This is a genomic window from Krasilnikovia cinnamomea, from assembly GCF_004217545.1.
Lineage (GTDB): Bacteria > Actinomycetota > Actinomycetes > Mycobacteriales > Micromonosporaceae > Actinoplanes > Actinoplanes cinnamomeus.
This window is the reverse complement of sequence record NZ_SHKY01000001.1, coordinates 6,105,919-6,127,283: the sequence shown is the minus strand read 5'-3', so window position 1 is coordinate 6,127,283 and position 21,365 is coordinate 6,105,919. Positions and strand designations below refer to the sequence as shown.

Here is a 21,365-nt window from a genome sequence, read left to right as displayed (position 1 = left end):
CGCTCGCCCGAAGCGCGCGGTTGGGTCAGGCGAACGCTTTCGGCGTTGTCTCGACCGGGACGACGACCTCGTGGTGATGGGCGTCGAACCCGACCCGGCCCCGGTCGTCCAGCCGTCTCGACGCCGTCTCTGCCGATGGCGCACCTACCCGGGGTGGGCAGCGTCCGGGCACCCAGGCCGGGCGCGGGAGGCGGCCCGCTTCACCTGGGCGGGACCCGACGGGGCCGGCTCGCGCGGTGCGGGCCGGTCTCAGACGGGCGTGCGTTCAGCGGCGGCCGACGCTGACATGCATCTGCGTGGTGGTGCCCGGCATGCGGGACTGTTGATGGAAGATCGGCGGCTGCGGCCCGGGCGACACTGGCCGGGCCCGTGCCGGCCGGGCCGGTGCCGGCCCGTCACCCGCCAGCGCGGCCGCACCGGCCCGCACGAGCTGCTCGACTCGTGGTTGTCCTTCAGCGCCGCGGCTGTCGGTTACCGCGTCGATCCGGGCGACGAACTCCAGCAGGCCATTGACAGATCCGGGGTACTCCCGGCACAGCTGCGCCGCCGCTTGCAGGTGCGTGCCGGCGACCGACGCGGTCCGCTGCCGCATCCCCAGATCCCACACCCCGGGGCTGACCAGATATCCGGCCGGTAACGTCCCCGCACCGCCCCGCGATGCGAACACGTCCACGTCCGCCGGCAAGGAGGTGGGCCGCTGCGATCCGAGCACGACAAGCGCGCCCCCGCCAGCGAGGACGAGTGGGACGACGGTGGCAAGGACGACGGACCCGGTGTAGATCCACAGCCCCCCACCCACCACTACGGCGAGTAGCAGAAGTGCCGCGAGTTCGCCGCTGCCATCGGGTTTGCCTTCCGCGGCCACCGCGGCACGGTAGTGCCCCACGATGGTATCGACGGCGCTGCTGCGCGGCTGCCACCCGTCTGGGCGGGCGGGGATCTGGTGCGGCACTGGAACCTCCACTGAATGTCACGAGGGAAGCGCCGCCCGGGGCTCGCGCCGGGCCGTTGTCCCGCTTTTCGTTCGCACGGGAAACGATGCCATCGGCCAGTCAACCGAACCTCAAGTCACCCTCTGCATTCGCACTGGGCGCCTTGATCGCCATCACCGGCCCACATGCCGAGGATGCCGCGACGGCCATCGGCGGCAAGTACCCGGCTGCGGTTGGGCATCCTCGAGATCGGCCGCAGCCTACGGCTGCCGTGACCGGTGAACGTGCTGCGTCAAGCCGTCCGGGCGCATCGGAGCGTGCGGTGTCACCAACGACGCGGAGGGCCGTACGGCCGAACCCAGAAGGCGCGACCGCACGCGACAGAGTTCACGGCGGCAATTGCAGCGGCAGTCAGGTGACCAGCACGGGCAGGGCCTGCAACCCGAACACGATGGAGGCGTCGCGAAACGCCAACTGTGTGGGGTCGACCGCCAGGCGTAAGCGTGGGAAGCGACGGACCAACGCCGGGTAGGCCGCGTGCAACTCCATGCGGGCCAGCTCAGCGCCGATACAGCGGTGGGCGCCATGGCCGAAGGCCAGGTGTGGGTGGGCCGGTCGGGACGGGTCGAGAACATCTGGGTCGGCGCCGAAGACGCCGGCGCGGTTGGCGGCGCTCAGCGAGCACGCCACGAGGTCACCGGCGGCGATGCGCACGTCGCCGACCTGGAAGTCGCGCAGGGCGCACCGGGGGAACGCGACCTGCACCACGCTGAGATAGCGCAGCAGTTCCTCGACGAACTGCGCCGTCGCCTGTCCGCTCTGGGTGTCGGGGTGGGTGCCCACGAGCAGGCGTTTCAGCTGCGGCTCGCGGGCGATGACCAGCGCGCCGAGCGCGAGCATGCTCGCAGTCGTCTCCAGCCCCCCGGTGAGTACGCCATCGGCCAGCCCAGTGAGTTCCCGGTCGTCGACGGCGTCGCCGTGCTCGCGGATCAGCATGCCGAGTAGCCCGTCGCCGGGAGCGAGGCGCTGCCGGGCGACCAGGTCACTCAGGTAGCACAGCGATTCGCTCATCGCGTTTAGTGAGCCGCCGGCGGCACCGGTCAGGTCGAAACGAGCGGCGGCCAGCCGCTGGAAATTCTCGCGTTCACCGTACGGCACCCCAAGCAGCTCGCAAATCGTCAATGACGGTATCGGCAGAGCAAACGTGGGCCACAGATCTACCGGTGCGTCGCCGGGCTCGATCGCGTCGAGTACCTCCTCGACAATGCTCTGGATGCGCGGCGCGAGGCGACGCAGCCGCCGCATCGTGAACTCCGGAGCGAGCATGCGGCGCAGCCGAGTGTGCGCCGGCGGGTCGGCGAAGCCCAGTCCGCCAGGATTGTGGCGGGTACCGATCCCGGTGGTACCGGCGAGGTTGGCGAAGTCGTTGCTGAACCCCTCGACGTGGCCGAGGACCGCCTTGACCTCGTCGTAGCCGGTCACCAGCCAAGCCCGCACGCCGAACGGCAGCGGCAACGGGGCGACCCGCTCCTGCTCCCGGTGTCGTGACAACTCCACGACCGGATCCAGGCCGTCGCGGCGCAAGGGCCACAGCATGGAATCCGGCAGCCGTGACAGGTCAGACAGGTTCGCGCCGGCCCTGAACGCACGCGCCCCCAACCACCGCTTGGCCCGGCCCCACATCCGCCGAAGGCGGAACCTGATGTCCGAACCGCCGTCTCGCGCCCACCCGTTCGTCTCGCTCACCACCATCATCGGCCGCGTGGCACGGCGCCGAGCCTGGGCTGAGACCGAGCGGCGCCCGCCGGATCCAATCATCACGCCGAGTCAGCGCCACGGCCACCGCACCCTCCGCGCGCTCAAGTGGCGAGACGTCCGTGCCCTCCGAGCGCAGTGTTACCAGGGTGAAGATACCGGCAGCGCACCTGGTGCAAGGCTGGACCACGGTTTCGCGCGGGCATCAACAGATGCCCGGCGCGGGCCCGACGTGGTCCGCTCGGCTTGTGGGCCATGAGGCAGCAACTCGCTAGGGCGGAACCGGCCCTCGGCACTGACCCCGGTCACGGTCACCGAGCGGTCGGATCGCCGCTGCGCAGGCCAGTACCGAGCGATGCCGGGTGGAGAGAGTCCATCCGTCAGACGATTTCCCGGACGACCGGCATGGACCTCTCAGGTTTGCCCGGCCCCGACCGACCGGAATCCCTGGACCGCGTACTCCGGCGTGGCACCGGCAAGTCGTTTCGGAGAGCCGGTGATGGGAGCGAAACGTCATGTCCGTGGCAACGCCGACCGGGTCGTCTCCTACCGACCTGCACCTATCCGGCTTGCTGCACGACAGTGACCTGACCCGGGTCAGGCGGGTGCGGACGGCGGATGGCGGCACGGTCGTCCGCAAGGAGATGCTCGGGGCGAACGCGGTGGCGCGGGCCAGCCACGAACACGCGATCCTGGTCCGGCTGGCCGGCGTCGACGCCGTCAGCCAGCTCGCGGGCGACCACGCGCACGCGGACCGGCACGGGCTGACCCTCGTCGACGTCTCCGGGCGGGCGCTGGCGGAGCTGCCGCCGTCCGAGCGTCCGGACATCGCCGGCCTGCCGGCGTTCGCGCTGGCGCTCGCGCGCATCCTCGGCCCGGTGCACCGGGCCGCGGTCGTGCACCGCGACATCAACCCGGCCAACATCCTGCTGCGCCGCGACGGCCGGCCCGTCCTGATCGACTTCGATCTGGCCACCACGTTCGCCGAGGTCCGCCCCGCGTTCACCCACCACACCGAGATCCTCGGCCGGCTGCCGTACCTGGCGCCGGAACAGACCGGGCGTACCGGGCTGCCCGTCGACTCCCGGGCCGACCTGTACGGACTCGGCGCAACCCTGTACGAGCTGGCTGCCGGGCACCCCCCGTTCGGCGACGGCGACCCGTTGCAGTTGGTGCGGGACATCCTCACCCGAACCCCGCGGCCGCTGGCTGAGCTCGTACCGGGTGTATCCCGGGGCCTGTCCGACATCGTGGCCCGGCTGCTGGAGAAGGAACCGGCCCGGCGTTATCAGAGCGCCGAAGGGCTGGTCCACGACCTGACCCGGGTGGTCGCCGCGCCGCAGGCGTCGCTGCGGCTCGGTGAACGGGACTTCCCGAGCCGGTTGTCGCCGCCCTCGACGGTGGTCGGGCGCGACACCGAGAGCGCCGCGCTGCGGTCCGCGTTCGAGCAGGCGGTTCACGGGCGCCCCACGGGACTGCTCGTCACCGGCGCCCCCGGGGCGGGCAAGTCCGCCCTGATCTCCCAGCTGCGCCCCATGGTCACCGCCGCTGGAGGCTGGTTCGTCACCGGCAAGGCAGACCAGTACCGCCACGACGCCGCCTCCGGGGTGGCCGTTCAGGCACTGCACGGCATCGGCCGGCTGCTGCTGGCCGAGCCGGAGGACGAGCTGGCACAGCACCGGACGCGGATTCTCGCGGCGCTCGGCCCCAACGCCGGCCTGATCGCCGCGGCCTCGCCGGAGCTCGCCACGCTGCTCGGCGACCACGAGATCGGCATAGACGACCCGATGGAGCTGCAGGCGCGACTGCGGCAGGCGGCACTCGACCTGCTGCGCGCGATCGCGTCGCCGCAGCGCCCGCTCGTCCTCGTCCTCGACGACCTGCAGTGGGCGAGCCCGTCCGCGCTCGGCATCGTCGACGCCGTGCAGACCGACAGCCACCTTCGCGGGCTGCTGTTGGTCGGCGCGTACCGGGACCGCGAGGTCGACGCGGCGCACCCGCTCACCGCGTTGTTCGACCGATGGCAGCGACTGGGAGTGGCGCCCGTACGACTGCACCTGGACAACCTCGGCGCGGGCGATCTGGGCACTCTGGTCGGGCAGATGCTGCGCCTGCCCGCCGAACCCGCGGCCGAGCTCGCCGGCGTGCTACGCGAGCGGACCGGTGGGAACCCGTTCGACACCGTCGAGCTGATCAACGCGCTGCGCGGCGACGGCACACTGGAACTGGGCGAATCGGGCTGGCGCTGGGACTCCTCGGCGATCCGCCGCCACATCGGTTCGGGCAACGTCGTCGACCTGCTCACCGAGCGCATCGGCCGGCTGGCCGAATCCGAGCGCGAGCTGCTGCGGGTCATGGCCTGCCTCGGCGGCTCGGTGCGGCTCGACCTGCTCGCCCGCGCCAGCGGACACCGTCCGGAGACCACTCGCGAGCGCCTGACCGCCGCGCTGGACGACGCGCTGCTGGTCCTGGACGACGACGGTGGCATGCCCACGGTGCGTTTCCGGCACGACCGGGTACAGGAGGCGGCCCGCCACGACCTGGACCCGACGGCCCGGCCCGCCACCCACCTCGCGATCGCCTGGCGCCTGGCCGTGGACCGTGCCTTCCGCGGCGAGGCCGCCGAGCAGTACCTCGCGGCCGGGCCGCTGCTGCGCGACGTCGAACCGGCGGAGCGGCGCACGGCGGCGGCGCTGTGCGGCGAGGCCGCCGCGGCGGCGCGGTTGATCAGCAACCACTCGACCGCCGAGCAGTACCTCAGCGCGGCGCTCGGACTCTGGGCGACCCTCGACGCGGCCGACGATGACCCCCTGGCGATCGCGTGGGAGACCCAGCGGCACGGCGCCCTCTACAGCCTCGGCCGCCTCGACGAGGCAGATGAGGCGTACGGTTCGCTGGAGCACCGCGCGCCTGACCCGCTCGCGCTGGTGGACGCGGCCTGTAACCAGATTTCGAGCCTGAGTAACCGGTACCGGCATGCCGACGCGGTCAGTCTCGGCTTCGCCCTACTGAACCGGATCGGCTACGCCCCTCCGGGCGACGATGCCGGGGCCGAGGCGCGACGCCGCTTGGACGCGATGTACCGGTGGATCGAGACCGCCTCGGTGACCGAGGACCTGGCCCGTCCGGAGCCGACCGACCCGCGGGCCCTCGCAGCGGCACGCGTGCTGCAGCGGCTCGCCCCGGTGGCGTTGTTCGCTGCCGATCCGGTGGCCCTGGCGTGGGTGGTCACCGGGGCGCACCGCCTGTGGACGGAGCACGGCGCCTGCGCCGCGCTCGTGCCCACCATCGCCAGTGCCGGATTCGCCACCATCCAGATCGGCGGGGAGCACGGTGTCGGCGAACGCCTCGTCCAGCACGCCCTGGCCGTAGGCGTCGCGCGTGGCTACGAGACCGAAACCGCTCAGGCCCGGTACATCAACGCCGTCGGTACCCTGCACTGGTTCCAGCCGCTCGAGGACGAGGTGCGCCAGGCCCGCCTGGCGCGCGAGGGCCTGCTGCGCGGCGGTGACCTGCATTCGGTCTGCATGGCCTACTGGCCGTCGCTGTTCGCGCTGGTCGACACCGGACCTACGCTCGACGACCTCGACGCCGAGGTGGACGCGGCCCTGGCCTTCGCCGCCCGCACCGGCAACGACAACGCCTCCGCCATCCAGATCATCTACCGGCAGTTCGCGCTTGCCATGCGCGGTAGGACCAGCACCCCGGGCGGTTTCAGCGACGACACCTTCGACGAGCTGCGGCACCTGGAAGTCAACAAGCGGGTCGCGCTGCACTACTTCATGTACCGGGCGCTGTCGGCGATCATCTTCGACGACAGCGACGTGGCCCGCTACACCGATCAGGCCGCACGTCTGGCCCCGATGCTGCGGGCCTGCTATACGTACGCTCTGACGCAACTGCTGCAGGCGCTGGCGCTGGCCCGGCAGCTGCGCGGCGCCGAGCCCGACGCGCGGCCCGCGCTGCTGGCGGCCCTCGACGGCTGCCGGGACTTCTTGGCCGAACGCGCCAACGACGCGCCCGAGAACTTCCGTCACCTGCTGCGCCTGGTCGAGGCCGAACGGGCCTGGGCGGTCGACGACTTCCGCGCCGCGGCCACCGCGTTCGACGCCGCCCTGGGCGACGTCGAGCCGCGTCAGCGCCCGTGGCACAGGGCGCTGATCGCCGAGCGGGCCGGCCTGTTCCACCTGGGGCACGGGTTGCCACGCACCGGCCGCGGCCTGCTCGCCGAGGCGCGCGAGCACTACCGCAGCTGGGGCGCCGCGGGCAAGGTCCATCAACTCGACCGCGCCCACCCCGACCTGCCCACCTCGGACGCGGCACCGGCGCGGCAGGCGCTCAGCACCAGCGTCCGGGGCGACGACATCGACCTGCTGGCGGTCCTGCGCGCGTCGCAGGCGCTCAGCTCGGAAACCGACCTCGACCGGCTGCAGGCCCGCGTCGTGGAGCAGGTGGGCGCCCTCGCCGGGGCCACCACCATCCGGCTCGCCCTGTTCGACACCGAGGCGGGCCGCTGGATGCTGCCCAACCCGGATCGGCCCGGCGACGCCCCGGTGCCCGTCTCCACGCCAGGAACCGAACGGCTCGTGCCGGTACGGGCACTGCACTACGTCGAACGCACCCGCGAACCGCTCCTGGTCGCCGACACCGCCGGCGACGACCGGTTCGCCAGCGACCCGTACCTGACGGACGCGCCACGCGGTTCACTGCTCGTTGTCCCCGTGCTGCAGCAAGGTGCACTGCGGGCGGCGCTGGTGCTGGAAAACCGGCTCAGCGTCGACGCCTTCACCACCGACCGGCTCGGCGCCGTCACGCTGCTCGCCGGACAGCTCGCCGTCTCCCTCGACAACGCTCAGCTCTACCGGCGCCTGGAGACCAAGGTCGCCGAGCGCACCAGCGCCCTGCAGGCCGCCAACGAGCAACTCGCCGCGCTCAGCCTGACTGACGCGCTGACCGGGCTGGCCAACCGCCGCCGCTTCGACGACGCCCTCGAAGCCACCTGGACGCAAGCGCGCGAGACCGGCACGGCCGTCACGCTCGCCATGATCGACATCGATCACTTCAAGTGGTACAACGACTCCTACGGCCACCAGGGGGGCGACGAATGTCTGCGCCGGGTCGCCGCCGAGCTCGCAGGCACCGTCCGCCAGGGCACCGACATCGTCTGCCGGTACGGCGGCGAGGAGTTCGCCATCGTCTTCACCGGCGCTGACCACGACCGGGCCACCGCCGTCGCCGAACGGGCCCGCGCCGCCGTAGAGGCACTCGCGCTGCCACATGAGCGCACCGAAGCCCAGGTCGTCACACTCAGCATCGGCGTCGCCACGCACGTACCGGCGACCGGTGGATCCGCGCACGACCTCGTCGAGGCAGCGGACGCGGCGCTCTACTGCGCGAAGGAAGCGGGCCGCAACCAGCTGCGTGTGGCGACCCCGACTGCGCACCGGGGCGCCTGATCAAGCGGGTCGAAGGAGCCGCGCCGGGCGTCTGCCCGGCGCGACATGATCATGCCCGTTCGAGAGGGGCGTCCGGCTCGCCCCCCGGCCGCGATCCGACAAGTCCGGCTCCGACCAGCCGGGCGGCGGCCGCGGCGCGACGGGAGACCCCGAGCTTGGCGTACGCGCGTCCGACGTGGATCGACACCGTGCCGGGACTGACGAAGAGCCGGCGGGCGATCTCCTTGTTGGTCAGTCCTTCAGCGACCAGCGTGACGACCTCGGTTTCCCGGACGGTCAGCGCCGCGATCCCGGAGGCCGGCTTGCCGGCCTTGCCCTGCCCCGCGTCGCCACCGATGCCTGCCGGCGCTCCGAGGGCGGCGTCGTGGCGCTGCCGGGCCCACGCCGCGCCGAGCGGATCACCGGCCATGGCGAGCAGGTCGGCTGCCCGCCTGGCCGCCCCGGCCGCGGCAGTCGAGTCGGTACCCAGCAGCGAGTGGGCCACCGCCAGCGCCGCGTACCCCCGGATCCGGCGGCCTGACGTCTCCGCCGCGAGCTGCCGCGCCGCCGCGGCACAGGCCGCAGCCGCCGCCGACAACCGCCGCTGCGCGCAGGTCACGGCGGCCAGCTCAAGCCACCGGACCCGGACGAGCGGATCGCACTCGGACGTGTCCAGCGCACGGCACAAGCGGTTTGCGGCCGCGGCGTCGCCGCCGGACTGCTGCCACGCCCCTATCGTTGCCCTACCGCCGACCAGCCGCCTCGCCACCAGACTGTCCTGCTCGTGTGCCTGCGCCGCGAACCGGGCTGCCGCCGTGGCATCCCCTTGCCACAGGGCCGGCCAGGCCCGGACCGCCGCCACCTCGGCGAGCGTCGCCGGGTTGCCGGTGCGCTCGGCGGCGCCGGCCGCCCGATCCAGGCACTGGAGAGCACGTGTCAGGTCGCCCCGCAGCAGCCATGCACGGCCCGCGATCCCGTGCAGGGTGGCGAGCGGCTCGTAGCGACGCGCCTGCCGGGCGACGGCCAGCATCCGTTCGGTGTGCCGGAGCGCGTCCCCGATCCGCTCGGCCGCCAGCTCCGCCTCGGCCAACCAGCGGACGAGGTCCAGCACGGCGACCAACTCGTCGTCGAGCATCGCGTCCACCAGGTCGGCCGCCTCATCGAGGTGTGCGGCGGACTCGGCGATGCCGGTCATTCGGTCGGCCAGCACCCGCAGGGCCAACGCGGCCACCCGGGACGCTGCGCCCACGTCCTGCCCGAGGGCCTCGGTGGACCACCGCCGGGCCTCGGCGGCGTCGCCGCGCAGCATCGCACCGGAGGCGAGAGCGGCGTACAGCGCGGGTGGTGCCGAACCGGCGGGCGGGCGCAGCGCCTGGAGTTCGCCGCGCAGTAGGGAGTCGGCCTCGGCATGCCGGCCCAGCTGCTGGTCCGTACGGGCCGCGAGCACGGCGGCCTCCACGCGGCGTACCGCATCGGTGGTCGGCAGTCCGGCGAGCAGCCGGTGCAGGTACCCGCGGCTCTCGTCCAGCCGGCCCATCAGTCCCAGTGCCCGCGCGCACTGCAACTGCAGGTCGGCCCGCCGGTCGGCGGTGTGCGGCCCGGACGGCAGCAGCCGCGCGGCCCCGACAAGCCAGCGCACCGCGTCGGCGGGTGCCCGGTACAGGACCTCGCGCGCGGCTCGGCTCAACGTCTCGACAGCATCCTCGTCGCCCGGCACGGCGCAGTGCTCGAGGTGACGAGCCCGGTCCGATGCGGGCGCACCGCGCCCGCGGAGCGCCTCGGCGGCCCGCGCGTGGGCGGCAAGCCGCCAGCCCGCAGGGGCGGACTCGTACGCGACGGCCCGCACCACCTCGTGCCGGAAGCAGAATCCGGCGCCCGACGGCGCCGGGCGCAGCACGTCGTCCGCGCTGATCTGGTCCAGCGCCTGGAGCACGACCGCCGGTGTGCAGTCGGCGACGGCGGCGACCAACTCGGGGTCGGCCGGGTCGCCGGCCACGGCGGCGGCCCACACCACCTGCCGCTCGGCCGTGGACCGTGCGAGGAGCTCCGGCATGAGTGCGGCCCGGACGCGTTCCGGCACGGCCCCGGACGTACCCGCGGAACCGAGCAGATAGAGCGGATTGCCCCCGCTCGCCTCGTGGATGTCGAACCGGTGAGGCGCCGGGGCCATCGTGGACAGCAGCGCCGAGGATTCGGCCGGTGCCAGCGGGCCGAGGGTGACGCGCTGCACCACCCCGGCGGCCGCGGCTGTGGCCAGAACGGCGCCCAGCGTGCCGGTGAGCTGCCGTGGCCGGTGCGCCAGGACGAGCAGCACCGGGCCGCGCGGTGGGTGGCGCAGCAGGTCGGCGATCAGCCTCGCGGAGACCGCGTCGGCCCCGTGTACGTCGTCGACGATCAGCAGCAGACGGCGATCGGCGCGTGACCCGGTCTCGACCGGCGCGCGCAGCACGTCGGCGATGCGGGGAACCAGCGACTCGCGGCCGGGATCGGCGGGGTCGCACCCCTCCTCGGGGTTTCCGTGCCCCGCTGCCGGAGGTCCGGAGCGGCACGGCAGGACCCGCCATCCGGCATCGGCCGCATGCCGTCCGAAACCGGCCAACAACGTGGACTTGCCCATGCCGGGTTCGCCCGCGACCTCGACGACGACCCAGCGACCGGTGGGGCTGCAACGGGCAAGCGCCCGCCGCAATACCCCCATTTCGGTCTTCCGGATCGCGACGGTGTCGCACTCGTGGTTCTCGTCGGCCCCGCTGCGCATCATCGTTCCCTCACCAGCGGACCACCCGGTGCGGTCCGGGTGCCACGCTGTCAGGCGGGGACGGGCACGCACATCCGTACGTACCCGCATCCGCGGATACGTACGCGGGTCTCAGCTCGCCAGTCGGCTGACCGCGGCGGCGCGGGTGGTGACACCGAGCTTGGTGTAGATCCGCGACACATGCGTCTCGACCGTACGTACGCTAACGTACAGCTCGCCGGCGATCTCGGCGTTGGACATGCCCGCCGCGACCAGCACCGCGATCTCGCCCTCGCGCCGGGTCAGCTCCGCCGTTCCGGGGACGGACGGTGGCGGGGCGTCCGGCCGTAGCCTCCGGGCCAGGCGCCGCAGCGCCGTATGAAGGTCGGCGGCGTCCGTGCGTTCGCCGATCTTCTCGGCGCGAGCCAGGTCGTCCAGCGCTGCCGATTCGTCGCCGGTCCGCATGCGCAGCGCGGCCGCCGCCAGCCAGGCACGTCCGGCCACCAGCAGCAACTCCCCCTCGGTCAGCAGGGCGCCAGCTTGTTCGGCGAGATCGGCACCGCGGCCCGGGTCGTCTGCGCCGACCGCGTACGCCCGTGCCAGCAACACCAGCCCGCGCTCGACCCCACGCTCGGGGTCGGCGACCCGTTCGGCCAGTTCCGCCCAGTGCCCGGGGGACTCGGGCTCGCCGGTCTTCGCAGCGCACTCGCTGAGCACGGTGCAGGCGATCAGCCGGTTGTGCGGGTACAGCGCGGTCAACTCGGGTCCGCGTCCGGCGGCCACCAGATCGGCTGCGCCGCGCCGTACGTCCCCGGCTGCGATCCGGCTGAATGCCAGCATCGCCTGAGCGGTGGCCAGCCAGCCGCGGCTGGCCGACGCCGCCGCGACCGCCTGCTCACCCGTCACGATCGCCGCCGCGAAATCGCCCGCGCACCGATGCAGCCAGCACTGCGTCAGCAGGGCGAGGGCCAGCGGCTCGGCCGCGGCGAGCAGCCGGGCGATGGTGAGGGCCTCCTCGGCGGCCCGCATCGCGTCGCCGATCTGCCCGAGCCGGGCGTGCATCAGCGCCTGCATGGCCAGCAGGTAGGGCAGCACGAAGCTCTGCCCTGACTGGACCGCGACCTGCCGGCAGCGCAGGAGGCGGCGCAGCGAGTCGCGTGGCCCCTCGGCCTCGAGCCCGGTCCAGCAGAGCCAGGCGAAGATTTCGAGTTGGCGGGCGATCTCGTCGTCGCCCATCGTGTCCAGCAGGACGGTCGCTGAGCGCGGCCGCTCGCTGGACAGCTCCGCCGGCCCGGTCGCGTAACCGGTCATCGGCCGCATGGCGTGCGCGATCGCCGCAGCCGTGCCGCCCGGGGCGAACGCGATGATCTGGCACAGGCGTTCGTCGGCCTCGCCGAGTTGACCACGCATCAGCGCGTAGGTGGCGATCTGCAGCAGCACATCCGAATTGTCGGCCTCGGGCCGATGGTCCAGCTCTGCGGTGAGCAGCGCCTGCGCCTCCTCGTGCAGGCCGAGCAGCCGGATCAGCACGCCGGTGTACGCGATGGCGGCCGACCGGGCCGGATGCCCGGTCGGCAGCAGCTCGTCGAGGACGACACCCATGACCCGCCGCGCCTCGGCGAGGTCTCCGCTCGCCGCCCGCCGTTCGGCCAGGTAGGTGAGGAGCTCGGCGCGGTCGGGCAGGCCGACGGTTGCGGTGTCGCCGGGCAGCAGGCGCAGCGCGATCTGCAGCCATTCGGCCGCGGTTGCCGGCGCCTGCGCGCCGACCGCCTGCGCGGCAGCGACCAGGGTGACCGCCGCACCGGCGTCCCCGACGGCCGCCGACCGGGCGATATGGTGCGCCCGGGCTCGCGGCGGCGCACCCACCCGTTCCAGGTGCGCCGCGGCCCGCGCGTGCGCGCCCAGCCGCCACCCGGCGGCGGCCGACGCGTAGACGACGTGCCGCACGAGCGGATGCCGGAAACGGAACCGGCCCGTGCCGGCCACTACCTGGATGAGGTCGCGGGCCACCAGGTCGTCGAGGCAACGCAGTACGGCCGGCACGGGCAGCTCGGCAACCTCGGCGAGCAGGGCAGGCTCGCTCTCGTCGCCGCCGACGGCGGCCGCCGAGGCCACCAGGCGGCTGTCCGGCCCGACGGATTCCCACTCCGCGCCGAGCGCGGCCCGCACCTCGGTGGGCAGGGCCGCCAGCGCGGGGTCGGGGTCGTCCCGGGTACGAGCCGCATCGATTGCCGTGGTGCCACAGCGGCGCAGCGCGTCCAGATAGAGCGGATTCCCCCCGCTCAGGCGGAACAGGTACGCCACGTCGCGGGGGTCTGCGTCGGGCCCGAGCAGGCGCGTCACCTCCGCCTCCGGCAGCGGCGAAAGCGCCACCCTGCGGTGGAACCGGCCAGAATGGTCGCTCACCAGTGCGGCGGCCAGCCGGGCCGGCGCCTGCGCCGGCCGGTAGGCGAGCGCCAGCACCACCGGGCCGGCGGGCGGGCGGCGCAACAGGTAGTCGACAAGGTCCGTCGTGGCGGCATCGCACCAGTGCACGTCGTCGAGGATCAGCACCAGCCCGTCGGGCTCGGCGATGGTTTCGAGCAACCGGCGCAGCGCCCGCAGGGACCGGTACCTCTCGGCCGCCCCGCCGAGCGACACCTGCGGTGCCGCCGGCCCGGCGCCCAGGCCGTCGAGGATCTCGCCGAGCCGCCACACGTCGTCGGGGGGCAGCCTCTCACGCAGAGATTCGCTGTTCAGACGTACGTGATCATCCAGTGCCTCGGTCAGCAGGGCGAACGGGATCTCGGACTCGAACTCGGTGGCCCTGCCGGTGAGGGTCAGCAGCCCGCGCTCCCGGGCATATCCGGCCAGCTCGGCCAGCAGGCGGGTCTTGCCGATGCCGGGTTCGCCGACGACCTCGAGCACCTGGGGGCCGTCCCCGACGGAATGCAGGGCATCGGTGACCGTGCGCCACTCGGCCTCCCGGCCGATCATCGGCTGCACCCCGGCCGCCCCCTTCCCGCACACCACGGGCCGCCATTCTTGCAGCCGGGGCCGGCGGCCGGGAGCCTGGGGGAAGCAAATCCGGAAAAATGCGACAGCCAAGCACGAGTACGACGGGCCGGAGGGGGTGCTACATCCGCCCAACCACCTGCTTGGCCAGCGTGGTCACCCGGGCGACGTCGGCCTCCGGCGTGAGCGTCCGCTTGCCCAGGACGTACTGCACCCCGATCGTGATGTACATGTCCTCGACGACGATGCGCACGCGGGTCGCCCCGGGGTAGTAGTCCGACATCGCCTTCTCCCCGAGCCCGGCGACGTCCTTGACGGCCTTGTCACCCTTGAGCTTGCTCCGCAGCTCGTCGTACTCGGTATTGGCGTCGCCACGAACCCCCTTGATCGGTTTTTCGATCCACAGGAACACATAGGAGTCGGTTCCACCCGGGGCGCCCGCCCAGTCGCAGAACCGCGAGTCACCGACACTCTTCGGCTCCGGTTCGCCGACCGGCCCGCCGTAGAACGTTTCCAGGTCAGCGCGGGTGATCAGCCCACAGGCGTACCCCTCGTCGGCGTAGCCGCCGGTCGCCGTCCCGGCGTCCGACTCGACGCCAGCCCCAGCCTCGGGCTGCGCGGCGGCGGCCGCGGGTGCCCCGGGGTCCGCATCCGTGCCCGATGCGCCGCAGCCGGCCAGCACCAGCGTCGCGAGCAGCGCACCGAGGGTCGTGAGCTTGCCGTACTTCACAGTCGTCTCCGATCGGTTCGCAGTCAGCCTCGCGGAGCGATCCGTCCGCGCACACCGACGGATCGGCGCTGGTGGGCAAAGCTAGTTCCGGCGCGGCTGAGCCCGGGATAGGGCGTATGACATATTCACCGGGCTGCCACCACGCGATCACATGCCGTCGCCACCGCTCGGCTCGCTGCCCCGATCGCACCGCACGCCGGTTCACCGGACGCCGGCAGCGGGTCCACCGCCGGCAGGCGTCACCGGTGGAGTGCCCGGCGCCGCGAGAGAGCCGAGGGTCAGAGCCGGGCGGCTACCTTCTTGGCGAGGTCAGCGACGCGGGCGGCGGGATCGCCCGACAGCTCGTCGTCGCCGGTCAGCGTCAAGGTGACCTCTTCGGTTCCGAGATAGAACATCACCTCGGTCTTGGGGCTGGTGGTCGAGAATGCCGCGGTGCCGATCCCGCTCAGCGTCTGGGGGTCCTGTGCACGCTTCTGATGCATCTCGAAGAACTGGCGCGCGCTGAGTGGACTTTGATCCCGAATCCCCAGCAGCAGACGGAACTGGGCGCCGTCGCCAGCGAACTTGCATGTCTGGAGGGTCCCCAAGTCCTGCGGCTGCGGCTCGCTGACCGATTCGCCGAGGGCCTCCTCCACCTCCGCAGCCGTCAGGAGTGCACACGCGCCTTCCGCGGCTGCGGCCTGCTCCTCGCCTGCGGCCCCCTTCTCCCCCGAGGCGGCGGATCCCTGCGCGCCGGTGTCGTCCGACGATCCGCAGCCAGCCAGCGCAAGCGTCGCTGCCAGCAGGGCACTGAAGGCAATGAGTCTGCCGTGCTTCACAATCCAACCCCGTCCGATGTACCTGATGTGGAAATCTGTCGCATACGCAGGCTGGAACCGTAGCGGAGAGCGCACCGGGTCGGCGATAGTGCAAATGACATATGGACCCGCCGGCACCCGGTGAGCACCACAGGTGGACCGAGCACGACAAAGGCTGTGGCCCGTACGGCAGCCGCCTCGCGGACGCGTGCCGACGCCTACCGGAGGATCGGAACGTACGACGGTGACCGCTCAGCAGCCCGCGCGTCGCCCGACGAATGACACCACCAACGTCACGACCGCTCCGGCGACGACGCCGAGCAACACCCCGTACAGGGGATGGCCCTGTGTCAGGCGACTTCCGAAGTAGCCCAGCACGGTGATGTAGGCCGACCACGCCGCCGAGGCGGCCACGGTCCACAGCAGGAAACGGCGGAGCGGGATTCCGGTGAGCGCGGCGGCCACACTGGCCGCGGTGCGTCCTGAGGGGATGAACCGGGCCGCGAGGATCGCCGGACCACCGCGACGGTCCATGAGTGCGCCGACCCTGCTGAAAATCCGGCCAGGCGCACGGGCACGGCCCGACCGGGTCCTTCTCACCGCGGCCGCCCGCCGCCACAGCAGATAGCAGCATAGGTCGCCGACCACGGAGGCGCACACGATGACACCGATGACGGCCGGATGGGCGAGGTTACCGGTAGCCGCCAAGACCGCGGCGGCGATCGCGACTGTCTCGCCCGGCACCACCGGCAGCACGCCGTCCACCGCACACAGCACGAACACCGCCGGGAGCAGCCACGCCGACTCGGTCAGCGCTGTCAGCAGATGCGCGGCGTCGGCGTTCATCGGTGGTAACCGGCCTCTCGGCGGGACCGCGCGCTCGCCACTGATCCTCCGATCCTCTGCCGGAAACACGGAGCGATCCTCGGGTCGGTGAGAGGTTCCCTACCGGCCGGATTCCGCCGTGTCATGCTCGCCTCCGCGCTCGCCGTCTGTGCCGCCTGTCAGCGTGCGCGGCGCGGCTGTCAACGGGTATCCGCCGACAGATAGATCATCGCTACTGGTCTGCCCCTTTCGGCGGACCCGGCCCGTCGACCGCACCGATCGGCACGCACCAGAGCCGACCGGTTCCGGGCACGTGGCGGCCGCTCGGGCTCCCTCCCAGCCAGGACGCGGTTGCGTCCCGCGCGTCCGGCCGCGTAGAGGATCGCGGTCCGTGGTGGACAGTGCGGAGATCTGGGTACGGGGGGAGGTTTTGTGGCTCACGCTGGACAAGTAGGGCGGCCGGTCGAAGGGTGGGCTGATCGCTGGACTACTCGCAGGCCGGCGCGCCGCCCAGGCCTTCAGCAGAGGCTCTCGGAACCCGTCCGGGCGGGACCCGTCCACGCGTTGTGGAGGGCGGCGCGCTGGGCTGCCCACGCCTAGAGCATGGGACTGCCCTCGCTCGTGGTGCCGGCACGCGAGGGGCGGATCCGGTGCAGTGCCAGGTACTCGGGGACGTCCGCCAGGCCCGGTCCGCCCGCGGCGAGCCAGACCTGAAGAGTGCGCAGGGCGTGCGCGTCGAGGCGGGCGAGCCAGACGGGCCGACCGCCTGCGCGGCGTCCGTCGGGCGAGGGCCGGACCACGAGGACATTGGCGTGCTCGCACGGGCCGAGGCAGTCGCTGGTGGTCAGCCGGACAGTGTCGGGGTGGTCGGCGGCGAACTGCTGCAGGGTGCGCAGTTCGCCGCCGTGATCGACGTCGGGGTGCTTCGCCGGGTTTCCGCAGCAGCAGCCGCGGCAGGTGACCAGCCCCGCGGCGGTGGTTGTGATCAATTCATGCGCGCCAACGGCGGGTGGGCCGCTCATCGGAGCACCAGCCCGAACGCGGCACCGTACGGTGCGCGAGGTCGACCGGGCCTAGGCGGGAAGGTGGCAGATCGTGGCAGGGCAGAACGTGACATGGCGGCGAACTCCTTGTCCCCATCACTCGTGGGGTAGACATTCGGTGCCACGGCCGGTCTCCTGGCTCCCAGATCATCACGGACTCCTTCAGCCTTCCTGGACCGGACGGTCCAGTGGCGACAGCGAAAGAGCACACTTCCTGGTCACAGTGGCGAGGACCACGCCGGATTCGCACCGGCTTCCCGAACACCGCGGCAGGGCAACTGTATCGGCCGGGTCCGGGGCCGGCCGCACGACCCCCCAATGGACACAACATGTTGTCCCCGCATACCTGTCACCTCCCAGATGTAGGCACGGTATGGTCGCCGTACGGTCAGCCCGGTGGCGGTGTACCCGTGCGTGACGGCGCCGGGACCCGCAGGCTGACTGCCGCGAACATGGACGATGCGAACGTCTTGCCTGCTGATCAGAGCGGTGCGGGCGGGGAGGAGTGTCGATCCCCGGCTGCGAGCTGGCTGGGGGTGGCCACCGCGGCGCGTGGCTCGGGGGCGAAGTGGATGCAGAGCACGATCGTGTCGTCGCGCAGGACGTCTCCGCCGGCCATGTGTTGGAGTATTGCCTGGCAGAGGTCGTCGGGGTCGTGTCCGACCAGCTCGGCGGCGACGGTGGCGAGCCGGTCCAGGTTGTCCTGCAGCGGCGTGTCGTGGCGTTCGACGAGACCGTCGGTGTACCAGATCAGCGCCGCGCCGGCGGGAATCCGCTGCTCGGCCTGCTGGCGCGGTCGACCGTGTACCCCGATCGGCATGGAGCGGCCACTCCACAGGTACATGACGCCGTCGGCGGTGATCAGCAGCGGCGGGAGGTGCCCGGCGCAGGCGTAGCGCAGCACACGGGTGGCCGGGTCGTAGTCGGCGTAGCCGACCGTGGTCATGAAGGAGTTGGTGATGAGCGCGCTGACGCGGTCCAGTTCCTGGAGCACCTGGGCCGGCCCGTCGTTGGTCTGGGCGAGAATGCGCAGGGCGGATTGGACGCGGGCCATGGCCGCGGCCGCGGTCAGGTCGTGGCCGACGACATCGCCGACGGCCAGCCCGATCCGGTCGCCGGGAAGGGGGAACACGTCGTACCAGTCGCCGCCCACGTCGTGCGTGCGGTCGGCGGGCCGGTAGTCGGCGGTGACCCGGATGCCGGACCGGCCGCCGGCGAGCACCGGTAGCAGGGCGCGCTGTAGCTGGTGGGCCGCGTCGAGCTCGCGTTCGTGTCGCTGGGCCCGCTGCAGTGCCTGCCCGGCCAGACGGGCGACGGTCTCGGCCACGGCGATGGTGTCGGCGTCGACCGCATCGTCGGCGGCGAAGGCGATCGCGAGGGCGCCCAGCGGTGGCCCGTCCGCGTCGGCCACCGGCAGGCACAACCCGCTGGACACCCCGGAGGTCCGGTAGGCCTGCGCCATCTGCGGGTAGTCCACCGCCAGCTCGTTCACGCTCTGGTGCACGACGCGCTGGCCCGTGCGGGCCGCGTAGGTCAACGGCCGGACCTCGTCCAGCGCCACCTGCCGACCCGCGTCGACAAGTTCCGGCGGTCGACCCACGACCGTCCAGATCACCACCTCGTCCCGCTCGGGCGACACCACGCCGAGCGTCGCACGGTCGGCGAACAACGCCACGCTGTCACGCACGACCGCTTCCGCGATGGCCTGGGACGTGGCGGCGGTCGCCAGCCGGGTGGTGAGCAACTGCAGCGCGTGCAGGCGTTGCCGGGCCGCCCGCTCGGTTCGGGTGGCCGACCGGGCGGCGTCACGTTCCGCGACGCCCACGGCCAGGAACCAGGCGCCCAGGATCGCCACGGCCAGGAACAGCTGCAAAGTTGCCGTCTTCAGCGCGATCGGGCCCTCGAACGCCGACCACGGGCCGTGCCCGGCGCTGGTCAACACGTTGGCGGTCACCGTCATCGCCAGCCCGCAGGTCAGCGGGACCGCAAGACGCTGACTGAACGCCAGCCCGAGCAGCACCGGAATCGGCAGGTAGAACAGGGGCAGGTGGGCCGGCCAGAAACCGATCGCGGTCACGCCCATCGTGAGCGCTAGGGCCAACGCCCAGCGGGTCGACGCGGCAATGCTGGCGGGTGGACGGTGCCGCCACGCCAGCACGCAGCCGCCGACGGTCAACACACCGGTGGCGTCACCGGCCCAGAACGGCAGGAACGCCTCCAGCCAGCTGCGACCCAATCCGAGGCTGATGGTCGTAGCGCCGCACACCCCACCCACCAGCGGCCCCGCCACCACGCAACAGCCCAGGAACGCGAACAGGTCTCGCCGTCGCAGCAGGTCGACGTCACCCGGCACGAAATGTCGCAGCAACAGCGCACCGACCAGCGGCTCGGCCGCGTTCGCGACCGCGAAACCCCACACGAAACGCAGGCTCTGCCCCTGCCAGACATCCACGGCGATCTCGACGACCACCACCGTCGCCAGGATCCACGGCCACTGCCTGCGCGGCGTGCGGACAAGCGCCCCGAGCGTCACACCGGCCGGCAGGAACAGCACCACGATCGCGGTCGCCCCGAACGCCACGAACGCCAGCCACGCACCGAACGCATACCCCACCGCGACCGCGGCGACGACCCGCCAGGTTGGCCACCCCCGGACCGCACCCGGACCATCCCGCTGGCCGGCAGCTCGGCCCGTCACACCACCCGTCACCCGCAGCTCCTGCCAGGCCCGGTCCGACCCGTCGACGCCACAGCAGCCTAACCCGTGCCGCGTCACGTGCATGCCGGCAGGCCCGAGAAGGCGGCATGCGGCCTGCGACTGGTCGCCCAGCACGGGCTCAGCGCGGAATTCCTGACCTTCCTCGCCACCAGCACCCCGACCGCCTGCGGCGCCACCCTGACCACCCGCCGGCCCGTAGTGGTCAACTGTCGGCATCAGTGGCGGTCTGGTGGGTACGTCGCCGAGATGACGAACAACGCGCCCCAGAACCAGCACGGCAAGCAGGACCCGACCGAACAGTTCAGGGCCCCGCAGGAGCAGCAGAGCGGGCAGATCCCGCATCCGGGCACCACGGGCCAGATGGACGACAAACCCGATCACGGTGAGCAGACCTACCGGGGCAGCGGACGGCTGGCGGGCAAACGGGCGATCATCACCGGCGGCGATTCCGGAATCGGGCGCGCCGTGGCCATCGCCTTCGCCCGCGAGGGCGCCGACGTGCTGATCTCGTACCTACCGGAGGAGGAGGACGACGCCCGCGAGACCGCGCGGCTGGTGGAGAAGGCCGACCGCAAGGCGATCACCGTGCCGGGTGACATCCGCGACGAGCGACACTGCACGGCCATCGTCGAACGCGCCGTCAGCGACCTCGGCGGCCTCGACATCCTGGTGAACAACGCGGCCTACCAGATGGCCCAGCCCGGTGGCATCACCAACATCAGCACCGAGCAGTTCGACCGGGTCATGAAGACCAACCTGTACGCGATGTTCTGGCTGAGCAAGGCCGCCGTGCCCCACATGGAGCCCGGGTCGACGATCATCAACACAGCATCGATCCAGGCCTACCAGCCGTCACCTGAACTGCTCGACTACGCCACCACCAAGGCGGGCATCGTCGCGTTCACCAAGGCCCTCGCCGCCGGGCTTGCGGAGAAGGGCATCCGGGTCAACTCCGTCGCGCCGGGCCCGGTCTGGACACCACTCATTCCGGCCACGATGTCCGACGAGAAGGTCAAGTCGTTCGGTGCGCAGACGCCACTCGGCCGGGCCGGCCAGCCGGCCGAACTCGCGCCCGCATTCGTCTTCTTCGCCGCTCAGGAGTCCAGCTACATCACCGGTGAAGTCCTGGGCGTGACAGGTGGGCAGCCGCTGCCCTGAACACGGCCCGGCATACCCCTCGCAGCGCGGCCAACCGATGGTCGAGGCCCGGTTTGGGGACTGGTCAACCGGGAAGACACGGGCATGGCACGTCGACGAGTGACCGCGGTTGCCGCCTCCAGCGGCTGGGTCGACGAGAGCGGGATACGGCAACCGGGCGGTGAAGTGCACGCCTGGCTTCCCGGCACCAACCAGACGGTGTGCGGCCTGGCACTGAGCCGCAGCCGACTACAGCGGTTC

At 72.2% G+C, this 21,365-nt stretch carries 11 protein-coding genes and 1 riboswitch; of the genes, 2 read left to right on the top strand and 9 right to left on the bottom strand.

All coding sequences use genetic code 11. The features are described 5' to 3' along the window. Nucleotides 1-265: 265 nt before the first annotated feature. Nucleotides 266-952, bottom strand: coding sequence for a hypothetical protein (locus tag EV385_RS27580; RefSeq protein WP_130512089.1), 687 nt, complete (start codon nt 950-952; stop codon nt 266-268). Nucleotides 953-1,343: 391 nt separating this feature from the next. Continuing rightward, nucleotides 1,344-2,528, bottom strand: a complete 1,185-nt coding sequence (locus EV385_RS27575; RefSeq protein ID WP_242625107.1) for a cytochrome P450 — start codon at nt 2,526-2,528, stop codon at nt 1,344-1,346. A gap of 674 nt (nt 2,529-3,202) precedes the next feature. Between EV385_RS27575 and EV385_RS27570 the strand changes: the two genes are divergently transcribed. Further along, entirely contained in the window at nt 3,203-8,143 is a 4,941-nt protein-coding gene (locus tag EV385_RS27570) for a diguanylate cyclase domain-containing protein (protein WP_207229979.1), read from the top strand. Nucleotides 8,144-8,192: 49 nt separating this feature from the next. On the opposite strand, the gene EV385_RS27565 is transcribed toward EV385_RS27570, so the two are convergent. The 7 genes from EV385_RS27565 to EV385_RS27535 all read right to left on the bottom strand — a co-directional run bounded on the left by EV385_RS27565 (nt 8,193) and on the right by EV385_RS27535 (nt 19,958). After that, nucleotides 8,193-10,883: a helix-turn-helix transcriptional regulator gene (locus tag EV385_RS27565; RefSeq protein ID WP_130512088.1), complete on the bottom strand. Its 2,691-nt coding sequence runs from the start codon at nt 10,881-10,883 to the stop codon at nt 8,193-8,195. A 108-nt stretch (nt 10,884-10,991) separates the two neighbouring features. Next, entirely contained in the window at nt 10,992-13,835 is a 2,844-nt protein-coding gene (locus EV385_RS27560) for a helix-turn-helix transcriptional regulator (protein ID WP_130512087.1), read from the bottom strand. A 139-nt stretch (nt 13,836-13,974) separates the two neighbouring features. Further along, nucleotides 13,975-14,583 carry a DUF3558 family protein gene (locus EV385_RS27555; protein WP_165449633.1) on the bottom strand — a complete coding sequence of 203 codons (609 nt, stop codon included), beginning with the start codon at nt 14,581-14,583 and terminating at the stop codon, nt 13,975-13,977. 278 nt (nt 14,584-14,861) lie between these two features. Further along, nucleotides 14,862-15,401, bottom strand: coding sequence for a hypothetical protein (locus EV385_RS27550; RefSeq protein WP_130512085.1), 540 nt, complete (start codon nt 15,399-15,401; stop codon nt 14,862-14,864). 231 nt (nt 15,402-15,632) lie between these two features. Next, nucleotides 15,633-16,226, bottom strand: coding sequence for a DedA family protein (locus EV385_RS27545; RefSeq protein WP_130512084.1), 594 nt, complete (start codon nt 16,224-16,226; stop codon nt 15,633-15,635). Between the two features lie 575 nt (nt 16,227-16,801). Then, entirely contained in the window at nt 16,802-17,194 is a 393-nt protein-coding gene (locus tag EV385_RS27540; RefSeq protein WP_242625106.1) for a (2Fe-2S) ferredoxin domain-containing protein, read from the bottom strand. 162 nt (nt 17,195-17,356) lie between these two features. After that, nucleotides 17,357-17,532: riboswitch (cobalamin riboswitch) on the bottom strand. A gap of 197 nt (nt 17,533-17,729) precedes the next feature. Beyond that, entirely contained in the window at nt 17,730-19,958 is a 2,229-nt protein-coding gene (locus tag EV385_RS27535) for a SpoIIE family protein phosphatase (RefSeq protein ID WP_165449632.1), read from the bottom strand. A gap of 255 nt (nt 19,959-20,213) precedes the next feature. On the opposite strand from EV385_RS27535, the gene EV385_RS27530 reads away from it, so the two are divergent. After that, nucleotides 20,214-21,125: an SDR family oxidoreductase gene (locus EV385_RS27530; RefSeq protein ID WP_130512081.1), complete on the top strand. Its 912-nt coding sequence runs from the start codon at nt 20,214-20,216 to the stop codon at nt 21,123-21,125. The last annotated feature ends 240 nt before the right edge of the window (nt 21,126-21,365 follow it).

Excerpts from the sequence above, each read along its gene's own strand:
- EV385_RS27560 (WP_130512087.1), bottom strand. The coding sequence starts at position 13,835 with ATGATCGGCCGGGAGGCCGAGTGGCGCACGGTCACCGATGCCCTGCAT.
- EV385_RS27565 (WP_130512088.1), bottom strand. The coding sequence starts at position 10,883 with ATGATGCGCAGCGGGGCCGACGAGAACCACGAGTGCGACACCGTCGCG.
- EV385_RS27545 (WP_130512084.1), bottom strand. The coding sequence starts at position 16,226 with ATGAACGCCGACGCCGCGCATCTGCTGACAGCGCTGACCGAGTCGGCG.
- EV385_RS27530 (WP_130512081.1), top strand. The coding sequence starts at position 20,214 with ATGACGAACAACGCGCCCCAGAACCAGCACGGCAAGCAGGACCCGACC.
- EV385_RS27570 (WP_207229979.1), top strand. The coding sequence starts at position 3,203 with ATGTCCGTGGCAACGCCGACCGGGTCGTCTCCTACCGACCTGCACCTA.
- EV385_RS27575 (WP_242625107.1), bottom strand. The coding sequence starts at position 2,528 with ATGCTGTGGCCCTTGCGCCGCGACGGCCTGGATCCGGTCGTGGAGTTG.